Source organism: Nocardiopsis sp. LOL_012, from assembly GCF_048060475.1.
Classification (GTDB): domain Bacteria; phylum Actinomycetota; class Actinomycetes; order Streptosporangiales; family Streptosporangiaceae; genus Nocardiopsis.
Genome location: NZ_JBHMIV010000069.1, coordinates 1 through 4,423 on the forward strand (window position 1 = coordinate 1; position 4,423 = coordinate 4,423).

Annotated in this window: 1 protein-coding gene; it reads left to right on the plus strand. The window is 72.6% G+C overall.

The window, feature by feature from the left end; genetic code table 11:
• On the plus strand, positions 1–4,423 hold a 4,423-nt coding region (locus ACFHWE_RS23330), incomplete at both ends, for an ADP-ribosyltransferase (RefSeq protein ID WP_416604021.1).

Below are 4,423 nucleotides of genomic sequence, written 5' to 3' on the forward strand. Positions count from 1 at the left end.
ACGACCACTGGCACCTCCACGCCGACATCATCCCCACACCCCCACCCGACACCCACAACACAGCGCTCCCCGGCCCCTCCGGCTCGGACCGGTTCTTTGGCGACCGCGGCGACGGCTACCTCGGGAACGAGGAGGCCTTCGAGCACGGTGAAGACGCGGGCGCTCCCTCCGACCGGCCGGGCTCTGGCGCGGACGCTTCGACCGACGGCCCTGAGTACACGGCCCCCGACGCCCTGGCCGACAGGGCCGCCACCCTCCGCCGCGAGGCCGAGGCGGCCGCCCGCGACGCCGACGACCTCTCCACCGCCCTTCCGGCCCTGAACCAGGCTGCCCGGGCCGCCCGCGACGCCGCCGACACCGCCACTCGCAACGGCGGCCCCAAGGCACACGATCTCGCGCTCCGGGCGCAGCACCTGCGCGGCCTCGCCGACGACGCGGTCGACACCCTCCGGTCGCTCCGCGGCCGCACCCGGCGACTGAGCGAGACCGCCCATACCGTCGAAACCGCCGCCGAGGCGACCCGGCGGGCCCCCCACAGCGACGAGGCCGCCACCGCCCGAGCCGAAGCCGACCAGCGCTACCAGAGCATCCGCCACCTCCTGCCCCCGGAGCCCGACGCGATCGGCGTCCACGCCTTCCCGGTCCTCACCGACACCGACACGTCCGACTCCGACCACAGTGACGACAGCGACGGCGAGGTCCTCACCGGCGATGACGACGTCCGCAACGAACTCGGCCCCGCCCCCCTGTGGCACGGCACGCCCCGCGAGCCCGGCGGCACCGGGATGGGCCCCGCCCGGCGCCTGAGTGACAGCCAGGCCACACGGTGGGCGAACGGCCAACTGCCCCAGGTCTCCGACCCCGCCCTCGCCGAAGCCGTCTCCGACTACACCGGAGCCAGCTACGCCCTGATCCACCAGGGCCTGCGCCACGGCAACGTCGGCCTCTACAAACGCAACGAGTTCATCTCACTCGTCCACCGCCTGGACCGGGCAGTGGACGGCTCACGCCTCAGCGAACCGGTCCTCGTCCACAAGGGCGTAGACAGCGGCTTCACCGACAACCTGGGCATCGGCCTCGACGACCCCGACACCCTCACCAGCCTGGTGGGCACCGTCCACACCGAGCCCAGTTTCATCTCCACCTCCCTGGGCACACGCACCCCCTACGACCGCCCCGCCTACATGATGTTCCGGGTCCCCGAGGGGTTCCCCGGCCTGAACGCCGCACCCCTGTCCCACGCCCCCAGCGAACGCGAACTCCTGCTGATGCGCAACAGCAGCTTCGTCATCCACGCCGTCTACCGGCACCCCGGGCAGCGGGCCGAGGGAGGTCCCCTCGAACAGCTCTGGTTCATCGAGGCCGAACTCGTCCCCCACGGCTGGCGACCGCCCCCGGGATGGCAGCCCCGCCCCCTCCTGGACGCCGGCTCCGGATACCAGGGCACCGAGGCCCCCGACGACTCCAACGGCAGCGCCATGGACTGGGCACCCACCCCCGCGCCCGAGGACACGCACGCCTCCGGCCAAGACCGCTCCGCGGACCGGGCGTCGGAACCAGACCCTGACCCGATCCCCGGCGCTCTCGGCCCCGACGGCGTACGGCGCTTCGCCAGCAGCGACGAGGGCCAGGAATACGGCGACCGCGTCCTCGACAACCCCGACAACGCCCGGGCCACCTTCGACCGACTGCCCCCGGAGTACCGGGCCGCGGTCTTCGGCTACACCTCCCCCGGCGCCTGGCCCTACAACGACATGCTCCGCGCCGCCGACCACGACGACCGGGAAGCGCTACTGGAGGAGTGGTACATCGACGACGGCCCAGGCCTGCCCCTGTACGAGCTGGCCGACCCGCAGATGCGCCCCCCGACCCTGGACGACATCCGCAACGCCCTCACACGGACCGACCTGACACAGGGCCAACTGGCCCTGGTCGAGGACATCGTCTCCTCCGCCGACCCCGCCGCCCGGCTCGCCGAACTCAGAGACGACTCGGGCAACACCGGACTACTCGTCGACTCCTTCGGCCGCTTCCCCACCATCGAGGACGTCTACCAGCGCATCCACCTCATCGACCAGGCCATCGACGCCAACCCCCTGCCGGAGGCGACCCTGGCCCACCGCGCGCTGGACACCATCGACTTCCTGGAAGGGTTCGACGGAAGCAACGTCCAGGCGCTGGAGGGGACCGTCCAGACCGAGCGCGGGTACCTGTCCACCTCCCTGGGGGCCGACACCGGCATACCCGGCCTCCGGACCGGACCGTTCCACCTCCACCTCACCCTGCCGGCCGGCACCAAGGCGTTCTGGCTGGGCCGCCACAGTGCCGTCCCCGGCCAGCGGGAACTCCTGCTGCCACGGGAGACCGAGTACAGGATCACCCAGGTCACCCGTGGTCCCGACGGTCGGGTGGACATCGAGGCGGAGGTCCTCCTCGCTCAGGCAGCGGGCGGCGTCGACGACGGCAGGGCGGTGTCGGGCTCCGGCAGCCGCCCAGGGGACGGCGGTTCCGCGGACGAGGCCTCGGAGGCGCCGCTTCCCGCGCCGGACAGAGACGGCGTCCCGGGCTGGATGCACGACCCGGACACGGCGTTGAACGCGGACGGCATGCCCGACCTGGACTGGATGCGGAGCACGCCTCCCCGGGAGGAGGCCAGCCCGCCGGTACCGGATTCGATACCCGGCCCGGCACCGGACGGGGACGGCATGCCCGACCTGGACTGGATGCTGCCGGACGTCCCCGCCCCGGCCCTGATCGCGCCCCCCGCAACGGTCGCACCGGCCGACCTGGCCGCACCGCCCCCGCTCGCGCCGGCCCCGGCGGACGACGTGCCGACCGCGGTGTCCCCCGCCCCGGACAGCCCCGGGTCGGCAGCCGACACCGTCTACGCCCCCATGCCCGGAACCGTCGGCGCGGACGGCGCCCGGCGCTTCGCCACCAACGAGGAGGGGAACCGGTACGGCGAACAGGTCCTGGACGACCCGCGGAGGTACCCCCGCCCCTTCAGGGCTCTGCCGAACGAGCAGAAGGCGGCCGTCTTCGTCTACACCATGCACAGTTGGATCTACAACGACATCCTGCGCACTCCCGACGAGGACGACCAGCAGCTCCTGCTGGAGGAGTGGTACATGGACGAGGGCCCCGGCTGGCCCCTGTACGACCTGCTGGGGGACGAGCCGCGCCGTCTGACCCTAGCGGACATCGAAGCCTTCGACGGGCGCGACGACCTCAGCGAGGAGCAGCGGGAGATCGTCGGCGACATCCTGGGCGCCGAGGACCGCTCGGCGCGCCTAGCCGAGTGGAAGCAGAACTCGGGCAAGGTCGGGAAGCTGGTCGAGGTGTATGGGAAGCTCCCCGGTCTGGAGGAGATCCACGAGTCGATCGGGCACGCCGACCAGGCCGTGGCCGGGGCCGTCCTCCCCGAGCCCCTGGTCGCCCCCCGGGCACTGGCCGGTATCAGCTTCATGAACGGGTTCGACCCGAACAATCCGCACAGCATCCTCGGCAAGGAGCAGACCGAACCCGGCTTCATGTCCACCTCGCTGGGGGCGGAGGCCGACCTCCCCGAGTGGGACACGCCGTTCCACCTCCACCTCACGCTGCCAGGCGGCACCAGGGCGCTCTGGCTGCGCGGAGAGGGCTTCTACGAGGACGAGTCGGAACTCCTGCTGCCGCGCGGCAGCACCTACGTGATCGACCGGATCGAGCGCCAGGACGGGAAGACCCTCCTGTACGGTCGGCTCCTCCCGCCCGGCCCCGCTGAGGGCACCGGCTCGTCCGGCTCTGACCACGGCTCCGAACCGGGCGAGTCCGGCGACGGGTGGGTCACCCTGCCCGAGGGCGGCCGGCGGTGGGGCCGCTACGGCGCGGCCGGGCTCCTGCTCCACTCCAAAGACCATCAGGGAACCACCCACGTCCTGCTCCAGCGCCGGGCCCACTGGACCGACGGCGGCGGGACCTGGGCCATCCCCGGCGGTGCCCGCAACCGCGACGAGACCCCCTTCGACGCCGCGCTGCGCGAGTTCGGGGAAGAGGTCGCCGGCGATCCCGGCATCGCCACCCGTACCGGCAACTACGAGCAGGACCTCGGCGTCTGGCGCTACGACACCTACACCGCCGAGGTGGCCGACCTGCCCGACCTGGCCCCCAGGGACCACGAGAGCAGCGAACTGCGCTGGGTCCCCCTCCACGAGGTGGACTCCCTCAACCTGCTCCCCGGCTTCCGCAGCACCTGGGACCGGATCGGGCAGGACCTGGCCGCCCCAGCGGACACCGGTTCCGGCAGCCCCCACAGGTCATCGCCAGAGCACGACCTGACCGTAGGGACGGTCCTCCTGCCCCGGACCACCGCCGACAGCACCCCCACCACAAGCCCAACACCCGACGGCCTCCGCACCCGTGCCCGCACCCTCCACGACGAGGC